The organism is Thalassospira sp. GB04J01, assembly GCF_000751115.1.
Taxonomy (GTDB): Bacteria; Pseudomonadota; Alphaproteobacteria; order Rhodospirillales; family Thalassospiraceae; genus Thalassospira; species Thalassospira lucentensis.
In genome coordinates, this window is record NZ_CCDX020000004.1 from 161,175 (window position 1) to 181,261 (window position 20,087).

23 protein-coding genes and 1 tRNA gene are annotated in these 20,087 nt (G+C 53.3%); 14 read left to right on the forward strand and 10 right to left on the reverse strand.

The features are described from left to right. Positions 1 to 187 precede the first annotated feature (187 nt). Positions 188 to 264: transfer RNA gene (locus AMM48_RS01065), tRNA-Met, on the forward strand. Positions 265 to 482: 218 nt separating this feature from the next. On the opposite strand, the gene AMM48_RS01070 is transcribed toward AMM48_RS01065, so the two are convergent. Next, positions 483 to 1,370 carry a LysR family transcriptional regulator gene (locus tag AMM48_RS01070; RefSeq protein ID WP_102782574.1) on the reverse strand — a complete coding sequence of 296 codons (888 nt, stop codon included), beginning with the start codon at positions 1,368 to 1,370 and terminating at the stop codon, positions 483 to 485. A gap of 112 nt (positions 1,371 to 1,482) precedes the next feature. Here AMM48_RS01070 and gstA point away from each other — a divergent pair, with 112 nt between their 5' ends. The 5 genes from gstA (at position 1,483) to AMM48_RS01095 (ending at position 4,942) form a co-directional block, all read left to right on the forward strand. Beyond that, positions 1,483 to 2,091, forward strand: coding sequence for a glutathione transferase GstA (gstA, locus tag AMM48_RS01075; protein WP_102782575.1), 609 nt, complete (start codon positions 1,483 to 1,485; stop codon positions 2,089 to 2,091). Continuing rightward, on the forward strand, positions 2,091 to 2,471 hold the full coding sequence (locus AMM48_RS01080; protein WP_102782576.1) for a nuclear transport factor 2 family protein: 381 nt from the start codon (positions 2,091 to 2,093) through the stop codon (positions 2,469 to 2,471). Before gstA ends, AMM48_RS01080 begins: the two co-directional genes overlap by 1 nt. Before the next feature lie 3 nt (positions 2,472 to 2,474). Then, on the forward strand, positions 2,475 to 2,696 hold the full coding sequence (locus tag AMM48_RS01085) for a 4-oxalocrotonate tautomerase family protein (RefSeq protein ID WP_102782577.1): 222 nt from the start codon (positions 2,475 to 2,477) through the stop codon (positions 2,694 to 2,696). Positions 2,697 to 3,167: 471 nt separating this feature from the next. Then, entirely contained in the window at positions 3,168 to 4,487 is a 1,320-nt protein-coding gene (locus tag AMM48_RS01090; protein WP_102782578.1) for a diguanylate cyclase, read from the forward strand. Continuing rightward, positions 4,487 to 4,942, forward strand: coding sequence for a GNAT family N-acetyltransferase (locus tag AMM48_RS01095; protein ID WP_102782579.1), 456 nt, complete (start codon positions 4,487 to 4,489; stop codon positions 4,940 to 4,942). Before AMM48_RS01090 ends, AMM48_RS01095 begins: the two co-directional genes overlap by 1 nt. An 88-nt stretch (positions 4,943 to 5,030) precedes the next feature. Here AMM48_RS01095 and AMM48_RS01100 read toward each other — a convergent pair whose 3' ends face one another. The 7 genes from AMM48_RS01100 to AMM48_RS01130 form a co-directional block, all read right to left on the reverse strand. Beyond that, positions 5,031 to 5,399: a type II toxin-antitoxin system HicB family antitoxin gene (locus tag AMM48_RS01100; RefSeq protein ID WP_158246413.1), complete on the reverse strand. Its 369-nt coding sequence runs from the start codon at positions 5,397 to 5,399 to the stop codon at positions 5,031 to 5,033. Positions 5,400 to 5,447: 48 nt separating this feature from the next. Beyond that, on the reverse strand, positions 5,448 to 5,546 hold the full coding sequence (locus tag AMM48_RS01105; RefSeq protein WP_102782581.1) for a type II toxin-antitoxin system HicA family toxin: 99 nt from the start codon (positions 5,544 to 5,546) through the stop codon (positions 5,448 to 5,450). Positions 5,547 to 5,723: 177 nt separating this feature from the next. Then, complete coding sequence (locus tag AMM48_RS01110) at positions 5,724 to 6,227, reverse strand: SRPBCC domain-containing protein (RefSeq protein WP_102782582.1); 504 nt, start codon at positions 6,225 to 6,227, stop codon at positions 5,724 to 5,726. Next, the gene (locus tag AMM48_RS01115; protein WP_102782583.1) at positions 6,217 to 6,561 is read right to left on the reverse strand and encodes a metalloregulator ArsR/SmtB family transcription factor; all 345 of its coding nucleotides are present in this window, start codon (positions 6,559 to 6,561) and stop codon (positions 6,217 to 6,219) included. The genes AMM48_RS01110 and AMM48_RS01115 overlap by 11 nt, the downstream gene beginning before the upstream one ends. Before the next feature lie 95 nt (positions 6,562 to 6,656). Next, positions 6,657 to 7,697, reverse strand: coding sequence for a DMT family transporter (locus AMM48_RS01120; RefSeq protein ID WP_102782584.1), 1,041 nt, complete (start codon positions 7,695 to 7,697; stop codon positions 6,657 to 6,659). A 224-nt stretch (positions 7,698 to 7,921) separates the two neighbouring features. Then, positions 7,922 to 8,830: an EamA family transporter gene (locus tag AMM48_RS01125; RefSeq protein ID WP_102782585.1), complete on the reverse strand. Its 909-nt coding sequence runs from the start codon at positions 8,828 to 8,830 to the stop codon at positions 7,922 to 7,924. Between the two features lie 172 nt (positions 8,831 to 9,002). Next, positions 9,003 to 9,902: a LysR substrate-binding domain-containing protein gene (locus AMM48_RS01130; RefSeq protein ID WP_102782586.1), complete on the reverse strand. Its 900-nt coding sequence runs from the start codon at positions 9,900 to 9,902 to the stop codon at positions 9,003 to 9,005. Between the two features lie 160 nt (positions 9,903 to 10,062). Between AMM48_RS01130 and AMM48_RS01135 the strand changes: the two genes are divergently transcribed. The 6 genes from AMM48_RS01135 (at position 10,063) to AMM48_RS01160 (ending at position 15,537) form a co-directional block, all read left to right on the forward strand. Next, positions 10,063 to 10,407, forward strand: a complete 345-nt coding sequence (locus AMM48_RS01135) for a hypothetical protein (protein ID WP_102782587.1) — start codon at positions 10,063 to 10,065, stop codon at positions 10,405 to 10,407. Positions 10,408 to 10,540: 133 nt separating this feature from the next. Then, positions 10,541 to 11,476 carry an AraC family transcriptional regulator gene (locus AMM48_RS01140; RefSeq protein WP_102782588.1) on the forward strand — a complete coding sequence of 312 codons (936 nt, stop codon included), beginning with the start codon at positions 10,541 to 10,543 and terminating at the stop codon, positions 11,474 to 11,476. A gap of 487 nt (positions 11,477 to 11,963) precedes the next feature. Continuing rightward, positions 11,964 to 12,944, forward strand: a complete 981-nt coding sequence (locus AMM48_RS01145) for a C4-dicarboxylate TRAP transporter substrate-binding protein (protein WP_102782589.1) — start codon at positions 11,964 to 11,966, stop codon at positions 12,942 to 12,944. An 88-nt stretch (positions 12,945 to 13,032) separates the two neighbouring features. After that, positions 13,033 to 13,485, forward strand: coding sequence for a TRAP transporter small permease (locus AMM48_RS01150; RefSeq protein WP_102782590.1), 453 nt, complete (start codon positions 13,033 to 13,035; stop codon positions 13,483 to 13,485). Further along, the gene (locus tag AMM48_RS01155; protein WP_102782591.1) at positions 13,485 to 14,765 is read left to right on the forward strand and encodes a TRAP transporter large permease; all 1,281 of its coding nucleotides are present in this window, start codon (positions 13,485 to 13,487) and stop codon (positions 14,763 to 14,765) included. The genes AMM48_RS01150 and AMM48_RS01155 overlap by 1 nt, the downstream gene beginning before the upstream one ends. Before the next feature lie 55 nt (positions 14,766 to 14,820). Next, positions 14,821 to 15,537: a GntR family transcriptional regulator gene (locus AMM48_RS01160; protein ID WP_102782592.1), complete on the forward strand. Its 717-nt coding sequence runs from the start codon at positions 14,821 to 14,823 to the stop codon at positions 15,535 to 15,537. A gap of 26 nt (positions 15,538 to 15,563) precedes the next feature. On the opposite strand, the gene AMM48_RS01165 is transcribed toward AMM48_RS01160, so the two are convergent. Beyond that, positions 15,564 to 16,190, reverse strand: coding sequence for a TetR/AcrR family transcriptional regulator (locus tag AMM48_RS01165; protein WP_102782593.1), 627 nt, complete (start codon positions 16,188 to 16,190; stop codon positions 15,564 to 15,566). Between the two features lie 150 nt (positions 16,191 to 16,340). Here AMM48_RS01165 and AMM48_RS01170 point away from each other — a divergent pair, with 150 nt between their 5' ends. Then, the gene (locus AMM48_RS01170) at positions 16,341 to 18,377 is read left to right on the forward strand and encodes an NADH:flavin oxidoreductase (RefSeq protein ID WP_102782594.1); all 2,037 of its coding nucleotides are present in this window, start codon (positions 16,341 to 16,343) and stop codon (positions 18,375 to 18,377) included. Between the two features lie 84 nt (positions 18,378 to 18,461). Here AMM48_RS01170 and AMM48_RS01175 read toward each other — a convergent pair whose 3' ends face one another. Beyond that, complete coding sequence (locus AMM48_RS01175; protein WP_102782595.1) at positions 18,462 to 19,295, reverse strand: NAD(P)H-binding protein; 834 nt, start codon at positions 19,293 to 19,295, stop codon at positions 18,462 to 18,464. Positions 19,296 to 19,478: 183 nt separating this feature from the next. Here AMM48_RS01175 and AMM48_RS01180 point away from each other — a divergent pair, with 183 nt between their 5' ends. Continuing rightward, entirely contained in the window at positions 19,479 to 20,087 is a 609-nt protein-coding gene (locus AMM48_RS01180; protein ID WP_279627465.1) for a TetR/AcrR family transcriptional regulator, read from the forward strand.

Here is a 20,087-nt window from a genome sequence, read left to right on the forward strand (position 1 = left end):
CCCAATGGATCAGCGACGGATCAACGATTGATCAATCATTATGGGGGCGAGGGCAGATGTTCCTCGCCCATTGGTTTTGTGGACATCTTTTTTGATCAAAACGTCAAAAAGGCGCTTGACGGGGAGCCATCCCTGACTTAAAAACCGCCTCGTTCCAAACGTCACGGAACACCACAGAATATCCTGTGGCCGAGTAGCTCAGCTGGTTAGAGCAGCGGAATCATAATCCGCGTGTCGGGGGTTCAAGTCCCTCCTCGGCTACCAATTAAAAACCCCCTCATGGCTTCGCCTGAGGGGGTTTTTAATTGGTAGCCTTGGATCGGGCTTGCCCCCGTGGGTTCACGAGAAAGCGAGGCACGCAGCTTTCGAGAGACGTTGTGCGAAACGCGCAACGGTCCGCCGGGCTTTGCCCAAGGATAAAAAGCAGCCCAAAGGCTGATTTTTACAATTCCCTCCTTCGTACGTGTCGCGGAGTGTCAGGCTTAAGTCGCCCCAGCCTGCATCTGAAGCGTCCGCCAGATTTCACCCATTACCCGACCCATGGTTTGATCGCGTCGTCGTATCGCGAAGACTTCGGTGTGGCGGGGGCGAAATCCTTCGATATTAAGCACGACGAGTTCGCCGCTTTTGAGCTCATCCGTGATCATGTGTTCGGGGAGGCCACCCCATCCATGTCCATTCATAATGATCGATTTTTTGGTGGCAAAATCCGATACGGTCCAACGCCGCCCACCAGCAAGGACGTCGCGTGTCTGATCGTAATCCGGCCCGCCGGTGCCAGAGACGATGACCTGAACATAGCTTTGCATTTCCATGCGCGATCGCATGCCACTGCGTTGGGCGACGGCGAAGCTGCGATGCGCGACGGGGCGTATTACGACAGAGCCGACAGGGGTGGTTTCGACGTGATCGATCTCTACACCCTCCAGACCCGCGACAATCAGATCGGCATCCCCCTTCATTAGTCGAGCCAGGGGACCGCCCATCATCTCGGTTGCGACAGCGATGTGGGTATTGGGGAACTTGTCACCGAGCTGACCCAGAACTTTCAGGATAGGTTCGAGCGATATGGTTGCCGTAAGCGTGATACGTACGAGCGGTTCCTGTGTACTGCGCAGTTCCTGCGCTGTCGCCTGAAGCTTGCGAAACTGATCAAGCACGCGGGTCGCCTCGCGCAAAAAGACCTCGCCCTCCGATGACAGGCGAGGGCGGTAGTCTTCGCGTGAGAAGATGGCAAAACCCAGCTCATCTTCGAGCTTTCGAACTTGATGGCTGATCGCCGATTGCGCCTTGTTCAGCCGGTCTGCAGCGCCGCGAAATGTGCCGGTGCTGACAACTGCGTCAACGGCAATGAGTTGTTCCAGGTTCATCCGTGCCTCAACATGATCTTATTTATCGATCATTAATATGAAAAGTCAATATTATCAATTGCTCGTTTAGGTTGGCATACAGAGGCCATACATCAAACCAAAGGAGCTACCTATGAAACTCTATTACATGCCCGGCGCATGCTCGCTCGCCAGCCACATCATGTTGCATGAAGTGGGTGCCCGTTTTGATATCGAAGGCGTGGATACTCAGGAAGGGCGCACCGAAAGCGGCCGTACATACCGCGACATCAGCCCGAATGGCTATGTTCCGGCACTTGAGATCGAAACGGGTGATTACCTCAGCGAAGGTGTCGCAATCCTCCAATACATTGCGGATACCCACCCGGACCGTGCCTTTTCGCCAAAGCCCGGTTCGATAGCTCGTGCGCGCCTTCAGCAGTTTTTAAACTTTGCCGCGGCAGAGCTGCATAAATCCTGGGGACCCCTTTTTACTGATGGGTCGAGCGAGGCGGATAAATCCGCAGCAAAGGGCAAGGTCGCGACAAAGTTTGACCATCTCGAAAGCGTTTTGGCGGACGGCCGTGATTACCTTGTCGCGAACCAGTTTTCCGTTGCCGATGCTTATACGTTTGTTCTGGTGAACTGGGCGAATGTCAAAGATATCGACCTCGATAACTGGCCATGCCTTGCCAAGTTCGTCAAACGCGTTCAAGCCCGCCCGGCAACGCTGGCTGCGATGAAGGCCGAGGGGCTTGTGTGATGAAATCCGCTGATAAATTGGAAGTCGAAGCCTTGATGGAGCGCTATTTCGATGGCCTTTATCATTCCGACAGTGAGGTTCTGCGCACGGTGTTTCATCCCAAGCTTGCCTACATCAATGCCAGCGAAGGCAATCACGAGTTCATGGATATTGAGGCCTACATGACGCGGATCGATAACCGCGAACCCCCGGCCAAACGCTGCGAAAATCGCAGCGAAAGCGTTGATCGGGTCAAGTTGATCAGTCGTCAAATGGGCTTGGTAGAAGCTCGCATGACGATGATGGGCCGGGATTATCAAGACCTGCTTACGCTGATTCATACCGATGCGGGCTGGCAGGTGCTCACCAAGGTTTTTGCCTATCAGGAAAAGGAGGGGTGAGCGATGCCCTATGTCAATATCAAGGTAACCCGCGAAGGTGGGCCGGACGGAACCGGCCCAACACCAGCGGAAAAAACGCAATTGATCAAGGGCGTTACGGACCTGCTCCAGAACGTTCTGAATAAGTCGCCAGCAACCACGTTCGTCGTGATTGACGAGGTGTCACTTGATGATTGGGGCATATCGGGACGATCCGTGCGCGATATCAGGGCGACACAAAGCTAAGCCCTGATCATTTATGCAGACACGACTAAATCAACAGTACGCCGGTTCCCAAAAGTTCGGGCCGGCGTACATCAAATCGTCGAGTTCGTGCTGCTTGGCAGGATCGGGAGTTGGCAGGACCGGAAGTAAACAGAACGACCGAAGGCGGTGGTGGGACCTAATATGATAATGGTTGTGGCCGTAAGAAAAAAAGGGGACAGTCCCCTTTTTCCTCATGGATCAGAACGACACGGACGATATTGAAAACAAGAACGAACAAACGCAAACAGCGGGTGAGACTGTTTGACAAAACGGCCTGCTTTGCGGGCTTTTTGTCTGTTTCCTTATCCCTCCTGCCTTGGTCTCTGGAAAAGTCCTAATCTCTAGATGTGGATCAATTAATCGCCTTATTCTTTCTGCTATCTTTCGTTCCTGCTTACGTATAGCTACATTTAAAACCACAACCTTGTTTCGGGAAACCCACGTCCACAGATGCCTGACGCCCTCCTTTTGTCCATTTCTGTGTTCCTTGCCGTCATTGCGGTTGTTGCGCTGGCTTATGCTGCTCATGTGCGCAGGCGGGAACGGGCGCGATTGGAGGTTCTCGACGCGGTATTGGCAAACGTCTCCGACGGTGTTCTGGTGCTTGGTGCCGATGGATCGGTCAGAAACATTAACATCGCCGCAGCTGAGATGTTTGACCGGACTGAGGAAGAGATCTCGGGGCGCCGTCTTAACGACTTTCTTTCTGATGCCCCTGAACGTTCTGATGAACAGCAGGCAGACGAATATCGCACCGACGCAATCCGATCAAACGGCGCCACTTTCCCGGTTGATGTTCGGTTTTTGCAGCTCCCAGGGCAGTGCGAAAGTGTGCTGGTCGTGCATGATCTGTCGCGCGTTCGGCCAGACGCGACCGAGGAAGAGCAACGCTTTAAACAAAGCCAGTATTTTGCACGCATCGGGACGTGGGACTGGCGCGTGGATACGGACGAGCTTTACTGGTCTGACGCGATTTATGGCATGTTCGGCTATAAGCCGGGCGAGGTGACACCGACCTATCCGCTGTTTTGTGATGCCGTGCATCCGGACGACAGGGAACGCGTTCGCGAAGGCGAAATTCGCTGCATTGAAACCGGCGAAAATCACGATGAAGAATACCGTGTTGTCTGGCCGGATGGCTCCATCCGATGGCTGCGCGAAACCGGCAACGTCACCAAGGACGAAACTGGCAAAACTGTCAAAATGATGGGGGTCGTTCGCGACATTACCGAGGAACGCGAAGAAGCCGATCAAATTCGCGAACTCGCCTTCCACGATGCCTTAACCCGTTTGCCCAACAGGACCATTTTCGAGGATCGTCTATCAAAGGCCATTGACCGCGCCAAACGTCATAAGAAAAAGGTCGCCGTGATCTTTATCGATCTGGACGGTTTCAAACAGATCAATGATGAACTCGGCCACGCCGCCGGGGATCGCGTTCTGATCAATACCGGACAGCGATTGATCAATGCGCTCAGGGCGTCTGATACGGTGGCGCGAATTGGCGGTGATGAATTTACAGTCATCCTTGAGGATCTGGAAACCGACGCCGAGATCCATAATATCGCCGAGAAGATCCTTGTTGCTGTTTCCACGCCAACGGAACTGGGCCAGGGGACGTGTTGGGTTGGGGCCAGCCTTGGTATTGCGATCTATCCCGATCATGCCCGAACGCTCGATACCCTTATCCATATAGCCGATCAGGCGATGTACACCGCCAAGGCCGAAGGAACGAACCTTTATCGCATCGGCTGGGAGTTTGAAAACTGATGACGCCGATGATCGATATACGCTCCGCCGCAAAAGCCGACCGTGACGCCTGGTCCGGTCTGTTTCGCGACTATATGGCGTTTTATGGCTGTGAGCCGTCCGACGCGGTGCTTGAGACAACCTGGTCATGGATCATGGAACCCAAGGGGCCGATGGAATGCCTGCTGGCGGTGAATGGCAATCAGGTCGTGGGGTTCGCGCAATATCGTGCTGTGCCCGAAACCCTGACCGGTGCCTGGTTCGGCCAGCTTGACGATCTTTTTGTTGCGCCCCAAGCTCGCCGCGTAGGCGCCGCACAGACCCTGATGGAACGGCTGGAAGACATCGCTCGCATGCGAAGATGGTTCAAGCTGACTTGGATCACGGCAGATGACAATGCGACGGCGCGGCGCCTTTACGATCAGATCGGCAAGGCTTCGAACTGGGTGGTTTATGAGCAGATGCTTGAGGGGTGAGGTCTGAAAGGCCGCTATCTTCTCTTCCTTGGCATCAGTCGACCATCGGGACCAAAAAAGGGGACAGTCCCCTTTCTATTTTTTACCCTTAAAGCGCCTTACGCCCAGCCTCCTCAAGAAAACTCGAAACCGCACGCTTGCCGTATTTCGCTTCGATTAAATCAATCAGGTTGGCATCAAGTGTCAGGTTGATCCGTCGCTTTTTCCCCGGAATGGTCGCGGTAATCGCGACAATCCCGATCGCGCCATCTTCAAGGCCGACGGCTGCCGACGGTGCGGGAATTTCTTCGCCGTCCGCGTGCATGCCTTCAATGTGGAAGTTAAGGGCTTCTGTACCCATTTCCACCAATTCCGTCATGGTATCTGCTGCGGACACACAGCCCGGGAAATCCGGAAAGGAAATCCCGAAGCCGCCATCATCGTCGGTATGTACCAAACCCCAATAGGTCTGTTTCATTCTGTTGCAATCCTGTTTCCCATTTCCCGTAAGGAACCGGAAAGCCATTTACAGCAGCTTTATACCCGATTGCCTTTCAATGCTTTTGACGGTGCCTTCGGGGAGATCCCGTTTGGGATGTGGCACTGTCACGCGGCCCCCTTTCATCAGTTATATGCGCATTGTGCGCATTAATTTGGATAAGGTCAAGGGTTATGCGCATAATGCGCATGCGTCACTGCGCACAATTGGCCCATTTGTAGATATGAAAACCGCTGGATGCTTCGAGGCATAAACGAAAAAAGGACCGGGCAGTTCCGGTCCTTTTGCATTTGGGGCGCTAGCTTACGCCGTCAATTTCACGAGCAACTCGTCAAGCCGTTCAAGGGTCGAGGCCATGCCTTCTTCCATGCCCATATCAATGACCGTTTGCAGGTCTTCGGGCGAGTTGTAAGAAACCACTGTCTCGGTCAGCGTATGCGCTCCCTGATCCGTAAATGTCATGGCAATGTGAGAACGCGGCAGATCGGGATTGATGACCCCGGTCTCGTCGGTAAAGCCGTCATAACCGGTATAGCCGTCAATCGGAGTAATCGTTTCGTAATCCGTGCGGCTCCAGTAATGGGTGCCATTCGGGTCGATCATGGCAAAATGCCAATGCCCGCCTTCGCGGAAATCAAAAGACTTGGTTTTCGTTGTCAACGGCTTGGGCGCGTACCATTGGTCGAGAAGTTCGCACTTGGTATAGCAATCCCACACCAGTTGCCGTTTTGCAGAAAATTCGCGCCGGACGGTCAGGGTACTTTTTTGCATGCCGGCGATAAAGTCAAAGCGCAGATCAGGTTTCATCGGTTTCTCCCTGAAGGGTTGTCAGTAGATTGTCGAGATTGTCAAAGCGGCTTGCCCAGATGGCGCGCTGTTGCTCGAACCATTGCTCTGCCGCCGCCAATTTGTCGGGATTGAACGTGCAGGTGCGCACGCGCCCCTGTTTTTGTGAGGCAATCAGTCCTGCCTGTTCCAGCACGCTGATATGCTTCATGAAGGACGGCAGGGCCATATTATACGGCGCTGCCAATTCCTTGACCGGTGCCGGACCTTTTACCAAACGCTGGACCACCGCCCTGCGGGTCGGATCGGCAAGCGCGTGAAAGAGGGAGTCGAGTGGTTCATTATGCTTATCCATGTGGCTAACTATAATTTCATTAAAAAGTTAGGTCAACAGCTAAGTATATGAGCGGGATGTTGTCTCTATGCCCCGGTTGTTTCGGGTTTTGATCCCTACTCGATGACCGGGTTTTTCCTAAGGCGCGAAAGCAATCGGCCATCAATCACCGCCAACCCAAGCCCAATCACGCCCATCCCGGCGATGTGCTGCGGCAACAACGTTTCACCGAGAAACCCCACGCCGAGCAAAATGGCACTGACCGGGATCAGGAAGGTGACGAGCAGAAGGTTGCTTGCACCCGCCCGTTTGAGGATCGCGAAATACAGGATATAGGCCAGGGCGGTGCTAAGTGCTGCGATCCCCAGCACGGCCATAATGGTGGTGGGCGAGGGGACGGGCAGGTGCCACGGGGTATCAACCACGGCGGCCAATGGGACCAGCATTAGGCTCGACGCGCTGGTCATGCCCGCCGCCGTCAGGATTGGGGATGTGGAACTAAACCGGCGGCCATATACCCCGGCACAGCCATAGGATATCGCGGCTAGCAGAACAGCGCAGGGGGCGAGCGTGGAAAGCAGGTCTGTCGCGGCGGATGTCTTTGCCTCAGGCATACCGATCACGACAAGAACCCCGGCAAAGCCGATTAAAACGCCTGCTGCCTTACGCAGGTTCAGTTTTTCGGTGTCGGTGGCGATATGGGCAATAATGATGGTGAAAAGCGGGGTGGTGCCATTCAGGATCGCCGCCAAGCCACTGGCGATATGGGTTTGGCCCCAGACAATCAGCGAAAATGGCACAAGGTTATTCAGCGCCCCCATCACCGCAATCGCGCCCCAGAATGTCGGATCACGCGGGATCGGAACATTGCGCAGCAACACCACCCACCACAGGATCAGCGATGCAATCGCCACCCGGCACAGCACCAGCGTAAAGGGTGGCAAATCGACAAGCGCGATTTCGGTAAAGAAAAACGATCCACCCCACAGGATCGACAGCACAATCAGCATCAGCCAGCTTTTGCCATCCATTTGCGCGCCATTGGGGCGCGTCTTTGATGTGCTGTGCTGCGGCGGGACGGAAGGCCCGCAAATCCGTCGGCTATTGGCATATTCGTCAAGTTCAAGGCGGCGTGTCTTTGTTTCATGGGGCAACATCGTTTGTTCCATCCTATGTGGGGCGTGATGACAAACGGAGCCTATGGCAAAACCAATCGGACGGCTGGCCACTTTCGGACGTGAATGCCAGCCAGGATGTAGGCATATGATGTTGCGAGGATGATGGATGTCTGGCGGACTTGATTGCCGCCGTGGCCTCCTTAAACGCAAAACGGGGCGGCCCGAAAATCGAGCCACCCCGTTTTTGTCTGATGTGAAAATCTTTAGTCCGCAGGGACTGTTTTATTCCTCATACTAATGAATTTTGGCAGTTTGGCAAAGATGGTGATGTTACCCAGCAGGATCATCGCAAGGCCCGATGCACCAATGGGTGTCCAGACATAGCCTTCAAGGAAGGTAGATACCGTCAGGGCCACGACCGGGAACAGCACGGTGACATAGGCCGCCCGGCCAGCCCCAACCCGGTTGACAAGTGCCAGATAGGCAAGGAAGGCAACGACCGACCCCGGAATGGCAAGATAGAGCAAGCCACCGATATAAAGCGGTTCTGTCGGCATCACCGGTGTTTGGCCGCGCAAACCTGCAAAGACAAACAAGAGCACCGTACCATAGACCATGCCGCGCGCGACCGCATCGCGGTTGGGAATGCCCATGGCATGCAGTTTGACCGACACCATGTTGCCGCAGCTAAACACCGCCGTCCCGCAAAGGGCCAGCAACATGCCGGTGATGGCATGCGGGTTATGCGACAGCGCGTAAATCTGATTGGCAAACAGACAGGCAATCCCGGCAAGACCAAAGGCAGCCCCAAACACAAAGCGCATCCCCGGACGGTTGCCATAAAACGCCCAATTGCCCAGCGCGTTAAAAATGGTCGAGGTGGTAAAGATCACCGCGACAATGCCACTGGCGATGTAGGCGGTGGCGGAATACATCAGGATAAAGTTGATGCTAAACAGCCCGCAGCCCAGAAGCACGCACCACGGATGGGCGCGCCATGGCACCGGACGCCATTTGCGGCTGATCAGCAAGAACCCGCACAGCACAATGGCCGCCAGGGCAAAACGGTAAAAGATCGATGTTTCAACCGGGATCGGCCCGATCTGGAGCTTGATAGCATACCAAGTAAATCCCCAGCAGGCGGTAACGATGACAAACAGAAGGGCGGTCATATGCGGGGCTTTCAATCAAAGACGGGCGCGATTGGTGGCGCGCGAGGGGGTGGCCAAGGGTGTGCAACGGATATGTGGGGCATACCCGATCCGCCTGATTAAGCCCGAAAACCGTTGCGATGGCTTTCACGTTCTTGCGGTGTTTTTTATGTTCTTTGCGCAGAAGGCAGGATCAGGCAAAAAGCCGCATGCCGCGTTCCGATATTTTCCTGAACCCGGCGACGACGTGCGTGGCAAGGGCTTCTTCGACTGCACCGAAACCATCGCGTTTGGCAAGGGTCATGCGGTATTCGCCCAGTTCCGGCAGGCCATGGCGCGGGCCAAGATGCACCAGATCATCGGAAATTACGCTGATCGGTAGGGGCGCAATCGCAAGATCGGCACGCACTGCGGCAATCTGGGCCTGACAAAACTCGCTGGTGTAGGCAATGCGGTAATTGACGTCGGCTTCGTCAAGCGCCTTGAGCGCCATGGTCCGCCAATAACATCCCTGTTCGGCCATCGCCATCGGGACCGGGCGTTTATCAAGGGCTGTGCCATGCCGCGCGCCAAGCCATACAAGCGGTTCGGAATGTATTGGTGGTTGCGGGTCAAGTTCGGGGTCGTAGCTAAACACCGCCACGTCAATTTCACCATCGGCAACGCGATGGCGCAAATTGTAGGTTGGGCCAAGATGGACGTCGATATCGACATGCGGGTGGCTGTCGGCAAAGCGTTTGAGGATTTCGGGAATGGCGATGATGCCGGTGTCGTTGGGAACACCCAGCCGCACGATCCCGGAAAATTCCGGCGCATGAAAATGTGACATGGCTTCGTCATTGAGTTTGAGTAACCGCCGCGCATAGCCCAAAAGAACTTCGCCGTCTTCCGTCAGGCTGACACGGCGGGTTTCACGTTTGAACAATTCACGTTCCACCATGGCTTCCAGCTTTTTGACCTGCAGGCTGATGGCCGATGCGCTGCGATGAACCTTTTCGGCGGCGCGCGAAAAATTACCGGTTTCGCAGATGGCAACAAAGGTCCGGGCAAGGTCCAGATCAAGGTTATGGATCAGGGCGGGAGTAGTGTTCATCGCCAGCCTCATTGTTTTGGTGAATGGCATCTCGTTGTGAGCGCTGCCACCAACAGAAAACCATATCTATGAGAATATCTAATCCATGATGTTAAATCTTCTCGTTTGTCTCATCAATGAGAAATGTTCATTGTTTAAAAAACAGCGATTGGAGATTCTCATGACCGCATCCTTCATATCCTACGAAAACACTCAACGAAGCAGTGCATCACAAGCGTGTGCTCAGGCTGGTGTGACGCTGTCATCCTCAAAATACGAAAGTTTTACCAGGCGTTTCCTGAATGCCTTGACGGCATGGCGCGAAAATCGTCAGAAGCAAAAATCATTGAAGAAAACGCTGTCGCTTGATCCGGAAACACTTCGCGATATTTCGGGCATGACGGCGGCCGAATTGTCCGAACAGATGCAGGGCACAAACGGCCGTCAAACCGGGCGGGGGGTTGCCGCGCACGATGTGCTTGCCGGTATGGTTCTGGCGTGGCCCAGCCCAAAGAAAAAGGATTGAGGCGTCTTGAAAACGACATCCGTGCTGCCCTGTTTTCACATTCTTGCGCAAAACAGGGCAGGGATGCGCGCACGGGACTTTGCAATTTAGATACATGGTGCGATGATCTGTGTTCAGAAAGTCAGGAATACCGATGCCAGAACCGCAATTCGCATCTGTCCCCGGGGCCGAGCAGGCAAAGTTCGAACCCAATGGGCGCTATCAGAAATTTGAAGTCTTCAATCAGTTGATTGGCGATGCAAATCTGCTGCGTGCGGGTGATTTTGGTGACAGCATTTCGGTGGCGCACTGGCGGCGTAAGGCCGATGTCCTGACGCGCTATACCGATCCCGACCATCACACCATCAGTCTGTATGTGAATGGCGGGACCGGCATTCAGCGTAAAATCGGTGCAGATCCGTTGACGGGCGGTGGGCCCGGGCGTTGTTGTTTGATGCCAGCCCACATGACGTCAGACTGGGTTGTGCAAGGTGAGGTGGAACTGTTTCACCTCTATATCCCGCATGCGTCGTGGGAACGGGCGGTGGTTGAGGCCTTTGACATTGAACCCAACGGGGTTGAAGTCCCCGAAAAAACCTTCTTTCTTGATCCTCTGATCGAACAAACCGTGCGGCATGCCATGTTGCCCCTTGATTGGGATGTTCCGGCTGACCGGATGGCGATGTCACATGCCGGGCAATCGTTGATGGGCCATATGTTGTGCAGCTATTCAACCCGGCGTGATCTGGGCTTTAAGGTGCGCGGTGGATTGTCCCCAGTGATCAAACGCCGGGTGTTTGACTATGTCGATGCCAATCTGGATGCGGCCCTAACGATTGAGGATCTGGCGGCTGTTTCCGGCCTGTCGCCCTATCACTTTGCCCGCATGTTTCGAAAATCGGTCGGCGAAGCGCCGCATAAGTTTGTCTTGCGGCGTCGGATCGAGCTGGCGATGACGATGTTGCGATCCGGGCAATATGCTGTGGCGGAAATTGCACATGCCACCGGCTTTTCCAGTCAGGCGCATCTGACCACCCGTTTTCGCGCCATGACCGGTGTGACACCGGCAAAATACCGCGACATATCTTAAGGTACTGATTTCAAAAGAGTGTTAGCGCTAACATCGTGCAAGGGGCATGTGCTGTCTGGCTTTTTGTCATGACAAGTACGATCTGGCCGCGTGACCATCGGTTGTCGTGATCTTTTACTAGTTTTCCTTATTTTTTCGAGCCCATTTCCATCATCACCTTTGCGCGTATCAGTACGCATAAGACACTTGTGTGGCTGCTCGCAAATACTCCCCCATAAGGCCCGAAAACGATTGCCGCCGTGATGGTGTGTTCGTTAATTCGCAGCGATGATTTCTGTCTCGCACCATGTGCATTTACGGTTAATCGTGCTGCGGTTGATTACAAGTTGGCGATCAGAAAATGACATAATTTTATTAAGTTGTTGGTATTAATCAATTTTTACAAGTTGATAATTTCGTTGACAAGATTGGCATTTGGTATCTAAGATTTCACAACAACTAAAATATCAATTAATGGCAAAAGCCAATCCAACGGGAGGATATCCAAATGAAAACCACGTTCAAAACACTCGGACTCTGTGCGGTTCTTGCAGGCGCACTTGCCTCACCTCTGTCAGCTTACGCAGAGACCACGCTTCGTATCGGAACGGTTTTATCGCCGAATGATCCGATGGGGCAGGGGCTTGAAAAGTTTAAGACCGACGTCGAAAAAGCGACCAATGGCGACGTCCTCATTGAGGTGTTCCATAATTCCCAATTGGGCGATACCACCGAAATGATCGATCAGGCTCGTGCGGGTGCTGCTGTTGGCACGGTGACCGATGTTGCCCGTCTTTCCAGTTTTGTACCGTCACTTGCCATCATGTCGGCACCGTTTCTGTTTGATAATTATGAACAGGCCGACAAATTCGCCCTTTCCGATGAATACCTCGCTTGGGGTGAAGAGCTTCGCGAGAAATCCGGCCTCTTGATGATTGCATCGAATTGGTATCAGGGCGCACGTCATGCGTTGACCCAGAAACCTATTTCGGGTCCGGATGATCTTTCCGGTGTTCGGATGCGGACCATCGGAGCGCCTGTGTGGATTGAAACCATCCGTGCGATGGGGGCTGAGCCCACCCCGATTGCTTGGGGTGAGGTTTACAGCGCATTGCAGCTTGGCACAATTGATGCGGCTGAAGCTCAGCCAACGGCGATTTGGAATGCCAAACTTTACGAAGTGATCAAGAATGTCACGAAAACAGGACATATCCAGCTGGTTACAGCTCTTGTTGTTGGCGCAGATGCCTGGGACGAGATTTCTGAGGAAAATCAGAAAATTGTCCGTGATCTGGCTGTCGAAAATGGTCGCTATGCGTCCAAGCTGACCATCGAACTTGGTGAAAAGGCGCTTGAAGACGTTGCGGCAAGTGGCGTTGAGGTCAGTGAAGTTGATCTGGCTCCGTTCAAGGAGGCCGTTGCTCCGGTTTATCAGATGCTTGATCTCGAAGCAGAGGCAGAAATCGTCAACAAGGTTCTTGGACGCTAATTCCAGGGCTTAGAAAACGTGCCGAACAAAAGTGCGTTGCCGCGCGTGCGCAGCAACGCACTTCAAATTTCAAGATGGAATAGAATACATGCTCAAGCGAATTGAGTTTGCTTTTGGCGGAATGCTGCTTGTCACCGTTGTGTTACTTGTTGCCGTCGCATCCGTTTCAAGGGCAATGGGAACGCCGATTATCTGGTCGGTCGAAATGGCTCAGCTGATTTTTGCGTGGCTGTGCATGTTGGCAGCAGATATCGCCATGCAGGAAGACCGGCATTTCGGGCTTCAAATCGTAAGAGAAGTTGTTTCTCCGCGTACTGCCGATCTGATCGAGGTTTTTAACATCGTTGTGATCATCGGTTTTCTGGCGTTTCTTCTTTATTACGCTTGGGGCAACATGGTTTTGATGCATCCGCGTCTTGTTGGTGCGGCCCAGATCAATGCTTCCTACATTCATGCGTCGATGGTCGTTGGCATCCTTTTGATGATCCGCACCATGGTATCACAACTTATCCGACGTATGCGACGCAGGGAGGCAAACTGATGTTGATCTTGATCGCGGTTCTATTCACGGTTTTCCTCATTATCGGCATGCCTGTGGCGTTTGCGCTTGGGCTCGCATCTATTCCGGTTTTTGTTGTAAGCGGCGCCATGCCACCGACGGTGGTTATTCAGAAAATGGTGACGGCAACACAAAGTTTTCCGCTTTTGGCTGTGCCCTTCTTTATCTTTGCCGGCAACCTGATGAACGTGACGGGCATTACCTATCGCCTGGTTAAATTTGCCCGATTGCTAACCGGCTGGATGGCGGGTGGTTTGGCGCAGGTTTCCATTGTGCTGAGCTTCATGATGGGCGGTATTTCCGGTTCGGCTGTTGCCGATGCCTCGATGGAGGCACGCCTTCTGGGCCCCAGTATGATCAAGCAGGGGTATTCCAAGGCGATGACGGCCGCTGTTTTGGCCTTTGGTTCGGTGATTACCGCAACCATTCCGCCGAGCATCGGCTTGATCCTGTTTGGCTTTGTCAACGAGGTCTCTATTGGCCGCCTGTTCCTTGCCGGGGTTGTGCCCGGCATTTTCCTGACAATCGTTTTGATGATCACAACTTGGCTGGTTGCGCGCAAAAATGGATACAAGCCCGACCTACCAACCGTCCCAAGTGGTAAGGAACTGGTGTCGAGCTTTTCTGAAAGTGTCTGGGCCTTGGCGTTCCCGGTCATTCTGATTGTCGGGTTCCGCTTTGGCATTTTTACCGCGACCGAAGCCGGTGCTTTCCTTGTCTTCTATGCGCTTGGCGTCGGGTTGTTCATTTATCGTGAACTTGATTTCAAGAAGTTCCGCGAAGCTGTGACAAGCTCAATTTCCGATCTGGGAATGGTCATGTTGCTGATCATTATGGCTGCTGTTCTTGGCTATGCCATGACCATCGAACGTGCCCCACAACAAATCACCGAATTTGTCACGACGCTGACGGAAAACCCGACGATGATATTGATGCTGGTGGTCGCGGTTCTGGTGGTCAGCGGTATGTTTCTCGAGGGGGCAGCCAATATTCTTCTGGTTACACCGATTGTCATGCCGGTGCTGATCAGTGCTGGTTATGATCCTGTGCACATGGGCATTCTGATTGTCACATTGATCAATTTTGGCGGGCTGACACCGCCTGTCGGGGTCATCATGTTTACGGTCTGTGGCATTCTTGATGTCAAGACTGGCGCCTATAGCCGCGCGTCCATCCCGTTTTTCATCGCGATGGGAATATTCTTCATTTTGATGGCTGCAGTACCAAGCTTGACGTTGATCTTGCCCAATACATTGATGTAATCGATGACCTGAGAAATTCAGGCACCAGAAGAATTGCCAAGGAGATATATAGAATATGAAGACTTCTACTGGTGGATTGATTGCCGTGCAGGGGGGCGGGATTAAAACCAACGCTCATGTACCTGCCTCTGCCTTGGTATATGAAGAAATCAGAAGACAGATTGTTTCTTTGACGCTTCTGCCTGAAACGACGCTTGTGCGTGCGGAGCTGGCTGACAGTTTTAGTGTCAGCCAGTCGCCCGTGCGTGAAGCGATCATGCGGCTTGAACAAGACGGATTGGTTGTGTCCTATCCGCAATCACGGACAGTTGTGACCAAGATTGATGTTGCGCGGATTCGCGAAGAGCATTTCCTGCGGGTGGCCGCAGAATGTGAAGCGGTTCGTCAATTGGCTGAAGCACCGGAAACAGGTGCGGTTGTCAAGGCCAAGGGCATTGTCAAAATGCAAGAAGCACTGGTCGGCGATATTGAACAGATTGATCTGTTCAAACAGCTCGATGAAAGCTTCCATGCGGCACTTTTTAATGGCGTCAATCAGTCCAACCTGCATTTGCAGATTACCGCGCGTAGTGGGCATCTTGAAAGGGTTCGGACCCTTGATTTGCCACGTGCGGGAAAAATGTTTTCGGTTCTCGAAGGCCATAAGGCCGTTATTGCCGCCATCCAATCAGGTGATGGTTATGAGGCGACCACGCAGATGCGTCAGCACCTCTCAGGAACAATGGAACGCTTGCCCCAGATTATCGAGGAAAACAAGGATCTGTTTTCCTAACCACCTTTGTCTTTCATCGTTGATCGTTAGGCCGGATGTTGATTTCGGGCAAGAAAGCGATCGAGTTCTCGTTGCGCGGGCGGTTGACCGGTAAAGACCTCTACATATTCGGGAATACGCTGCAGGCGTACCGCAAGGTCTTCATCTGTCTGCATCGAGATATAGCCGATTTGCACCAGATATGTGGTTCTCGCACGGGTATCGGCCAAACGCTCGTTCTGGCCAAAGCGCATAAACATTTGTTTAAGCGCATCAAGACGTTGTTCGTCGGCAGACTGTATTTCCCTAAGCAATGCCGGGGACCGGACGGACCAGCCCCGAATGGCAAATTCAAATTTGGCGTCAAACAGTTCCGGCTTTAACCAGCAGTCAATGACATTGAGCATCGCCTCGGTCACGGTTTCGGCAAATGCCTCTGTCTGTTTGATGAGGTTGCCGGTGTTTTTCGCGCGCCATTGCGTAATCAAGGCATCCAGCAGTTCCTTCCGATCCTTGAAGAACCAGTAGAAACTTGTTCGTGACAGGTTAAGCCGCTTGGCAAGGGTTTGAATTTTAACCCCGTCCACCCCGGTTTCAAGCAATGCGTCATAAGCCGCATTCAGCCAGACCTCGGGCGAACCGCGCCAGCCACCATTTTGTGATTGTTCTTCCATGGCTTCAGTCCATAGCAAACTGCAGGGCGCACAACAAGCAAACTACACATGAATGTACTATAAATATACATCTATGAACTTAAAATTGACATAAGTGTACATTTATCCATATGGTTGAGAAGAGAGAGTTCGAAACCGGAGTTCCCGCACATGTCCAACGATCCCATTCTTCAGCCCTATCAGCTCAAGCATCTTACCCTGCGCAACCGGATTATGATGACGTCTCATGAGCCTGCCTATCCAGAGGATGGCATGCCAAAGGAACGCTACCGCGCTTATCACGTGGAACGCGCAAAGGGTGGTGTGGCGATGACCATGACAGCGGGGTCTGCTGCGGTATCCAAGGACAGCCCGCCGGTTTTCAACAACCTGCTTGTCTATAAGGACGAAGTTGTGCCGTGGATGAAGGATCTGACCGACGCCATTCACGAACACGGTGCGGCGGTGATGATCCAGTTAACCCATCTTGGCCGTCGGACCCGGTGGGATAAAGAATTCTGGTTGCCGGTTGTGTCGCCATCACACAACCGCGAAGCATCCCATCGTGCCTTTCCCAAAAAGATGGAAGACTGGGACATTGAGCGGATCATTAAAGATTATGCCGATGCAGCCGAACGGATGAAAGCGGGCGGCATGGATGGGATTGAGCTTCAGGCCTATGGCCACTTGATGGATCAGTTCTGGTCGCCGCTGACCAATGATCTTGATGGCCCATATGGCGGGGGCATCGATAACAGGTTGCAGTTTACCTTTGACGTTCTTACCGAAATTCGCAAACGGGTCGGTCCCGATTTCATCGTTGGTGTGCGCTATTCCGGGGATGAGTGCCTTGAAGGTGGTCTGACAAAAGAAGACGGTCTGTCGATCTCAAAGCGCCTGAAAGACAGCGGGATGATTGATTTTCTCAATGTGGTTCGGGGCCATATTGACACCGATGCGGGTCTTACCGATGTGATTCCGATCCAGGGCATGGCAAATTCGCCGCATCTTGACTTTGCCGGTGAAATTCGGGCTGCGACCAACTTCCCAACTTTCCATGGAGCAAAAATCCCCGATGTCGCAACCGCACGTCATGCGATTGCCTCGGGCAAGGTCGATATGGTCGGCATGACCCGTGCGCATATGACCGACCCGCATGTTGTGCGCAAAATCATCGAGAAACGCGAAGAGGAAATTCGACCCTGTGTCGGCGCGAACTATTGCCTTGACCGTATTTATCAGGGTGGAGCGGCCTATTGCATCCACAATGCGGCGACCGGGCGTGAACTCGACATGCCCCATATCATCCCAAAAGTGGAAACCCGCAAAAAGGTTGTGATTGTCGGCACAGGTCCTGCGGGGTTGGAGGCGGCACGGGTTGCAGGTGAACGCGGACATGACGTTGTTGTCTTTGAAGCCGCCGACAAACCGGGCGGGCAGGTGCGGTTAACCGCGCAAAACGAACGCCGTAAGGAAATGATCAGCATCATCGACTGGCGCATGAACCAGTGTGCGCAGCATGGTGTCACCTTCCACTTCAATACATGGGCGGAAGTTGACACCGTTCAGGCCGAAAATCCAGACGTTGTGATTATTGCAACCGGCGGCTTGCCCGATACCGAAGTGCTGTCACGCGGCAACGATCTGGTGGTTTCTTCGTGGGATATTATTTCCGGTGACGTCAAGCCGGGGACCAATGTTCTGGTGTTTGATGACGCAGGCGATCATTCAGGACTTCAGGCCGCCGAACTTATTGCGCAGTCTGGTGCAAAGGTCGAAATCATGACCCCGGACCGTTCATTCGCACCGGAAGTCATGGCGATGAACCTTGTTCCCTACATGCGCTCCATGCAAAAACTCGATGTGACGTTTACGGTGACATATCGTCTGGCGGCGGTTGAGAAAGACGGCAATTATCTGACGGCCCATGTCGGAAGTGACTATGGTGGCGTCGCCAAACAGCGCACGGTTGATCAGGTGGTGATCAATCATGGGACCATTCCGCTTGATGATCTTTACTTTGAGCTCAAATCGGCATCCTCAAACCATGGCGAGATGTCGCATGATCAACTGATTGCCGGAACGCCCCAGTCAGTTGTGCGCAACGCGAACGGAAATTTCCAGTTGTTCCGCATTGGTGATGCGGTATCCGCACGCAATACACACGCGGCGATTTATGATGCGCTACGGCTGCTAAAAGACATTTAAGCGGTCGGCTCAGGTCGCTTGTACGATGACCCAATGAACAGGCGCGTGCCGCACATCATCTGCGGCACGCATCCAAGGTCAGGATTAGTCCGGGGTGCCCCAAACGCCGGTTTGTGCAGCCTCATGGGCATATGTCCGAAGAGGTTTTGGTTTACGGCCAAGGATCTGTTCAATGTCGCCTGTCGGTGTTTTGTTCCGACCGTCCAGAACTTCTGAAAACAGATAGCGGATCAAACCTCGGACGTCGTCGGGTACGCCATCCTGTTCAAGGCCAGCATCAAGCTGGTCAAGTGTGATGGGAACAAAGGCAATGTCGCGGTTAGCAGAACTGGCGATGATGGCGGTTGCTTCTTCAAAGGTCAGGACATCAGGCCCTGAAAGCTCGTACGTCTTGCCAATATGTGCCGGGTCAAGAAGGGCTGTGACCGCACATTCGGCGATGTCGTCGGCATCAACGAACGGCTCGGGAATGTCGCCGGCAGGCAGGGCAAGTACGCCGTTTTGAAGATAAGGCAGGAACAGGTCTTCGCTAAAGTTCTGGAAGAACCAATTGGCCCGGAGCACGGTCCAGTCAGCCCCCGAATTTCGCAATGTGCGTTCCGCATCCTGTGCAGCATCTTCCCCACGGCCCGACAACATCACAAGTCGTTTCGCACCATGGCTTAGGGCGCGGGCTGCAAAATCAGCGATGATCTGATCCGAGCCGGGAGCAGCCAGATCAGGCTGAAACGTGACATAAACGGCATCAATGTCGCGTAAGACATCATCCCATGTGTTGGGCTTCGTCCAGTCAAACGATGGCGTGGTGCTGCGCGATACAGCACGTACCGAGTGGCCAAGGTTTTGCAGTTGTTCAGCGACACGTCGGCCGGTTTTGGCCGTTGCGCCAAGTACGAGAAAACGGGTTTTTACTGTCATTTTAGGGCTCCTGACATTGGGGTTTTAAATATGATAAATCCTCACATTTGCTAAATGTGATAAATCCTCGTATTCTGTTCGTCAAGAGAGTTGACAGGGAACCGGCCTGTTGCTGTTGTCTAAAAACAGTTAGATAAGCTTATGAAAACAGGACGTAAGTATTTGTCAGATAACGCGAAAAAGATGCGCCGTGCCCCCACGCAAAAAAGAAGCCGCGAGCGGGTGCAAAACATCCTTAAGGTGGCGTGCGAGCTGATTGCATTGCAGGGAAGTGATGGGATGAAGATGGGAGAACTCGCAGAAAAGGCGGGAGTCTCCATCGGATCGCTGTATCAGTATTTTCCCGATAAGGCGGCGATCATTCATGCGCTGGCCGATCGCTACAACGATGAATCCCGCCACTGTATCGAAGAAGCCCTGTCAGCGGTCACGTCTGCGCACAACTTGATCGCGGCTTTTGATCAGCTGATCGACACCTATTTCGAACTGTTCCTTGCCGAACCGGTCATATGCGACATCTGGACGGGTACGCAGGCCGATAAGACGCTGCGTGATATGGAGCTTGAAGTCAGTCGGGAAAATGGTGCGTTCCTTGCCCGGACAATCGCGCGGTTGCGCAATGAACAGACTGCCGACCCGTCCATTTCGGCCCGGTGTCTTTTGATTATGAGCATGGGGGAGGCTACCATGAGATTGGCGATTTCCGTTCCAATTGACGAAGGTCGCGAAATTGTTGGCAGCTATAAGCGCATGACGCGCCGTGAAATCACTGAAATGCTTGATGCGTCCTAG